This is a genomic window from Microseira wollei NIES-4236 (assembly GCF_020521235.1).
GTDB classification, from domain to species: Bacteria; Cyanobacteriota; Cyanobacteriia; order Cyanobacteriales; family Aerosakkonemataceae; genus Microseira; species Microseira wollei.
The window spans coordinates 1-936 of the sequence record NZ_BLAY01000470.1; the positions used below are offsets into that span (position 1 = coordinate 1).

The following is a 936-nucleotide window of genomic DNA, read 5'->3' on the forward strand; positions in this document are numbered from 1 at the left end:
TCGGGTTTAGCGGTACTAACGCTCATGTAGTGTTGGAACAAGCCCCAATATCTCAACCAGTAACCGCATCAGTAGAACGTCCTTTACATCTATTGACTCTATCAGCCAAGACACAATCAGCTTTAGATCAGTTAGCTTCTCGCTATCAAAACTATATTCAAACTCATTTAGATTTGCCACTGGCAGATATTTGTTATACGGCCAATACAGGGCGAGCGCATTTTGAGCAACGGCTCGCAGTTGTGGCGCATTCAAAAGAGCAATTAATCGAACAACTTGCAGCCGGAGCATCTGGAAAGGAAACCAGCGGATTGTTCAGCAATCAAGCAGGTAAAAAGCTGTCGAAGGTCGCCTTCCTCTTCACAGGACAAGGCTCCCAATACATCAACATGGGACGGCAACTCTACGACCAAGAGCCGATTTTCCGCCAAACAATAGACCAATGCAATGAAATTTTACGCCCCTATCTGGAACATTCGTTATTAGAAATACTCTATCCTGACAGCTCAGCCGAACAAATTGCATCATCATTATTAGACCAAACAGCCTATACCCAACCAGCATTATTTGCCTTAGAATATGCCCTATATCAGTTGTGGAAATCCTGGGGAATTCAACCAGATGCAGTCATGGGGCATAGTGTTGGTGAATATGTTGCTGCTTGTGTGGCAGGGGTTTTCAGCTTAGAGGATGGACTCAAACTGATTGCCCATCGGGGACGATTGATGCAGCAGTTACCAGTTGGTGGGGAGATGGTTTCGCTGTCTGCAACAGCAGCACAAGTGAGGCAAGCGATCGCACCATTTGAGCAGACAGTGGCTCTAGCAGCGATTAATGGTCCGGAAAGTGTGGTAATATCTGGAGCCAGTGCCGCTCTGGCTACTATTTGTCAAAAGTTAGAAGCACAGGGAGTCAAGACAAAACGATTACAAGTAT

At 45.8% G+C, this 936-nt stretch carries 1 protein-coding gene; it reads left to right on the forward strand.

The annotated features are described in order from the left end of the window. The coding region (locus MiSe_RS49300) for an acyltransferase domain-containing protein (protein ID WP_226594894.1) at nucleotides 1–936 on the forward strand (936 nt) is incomplete at both ends.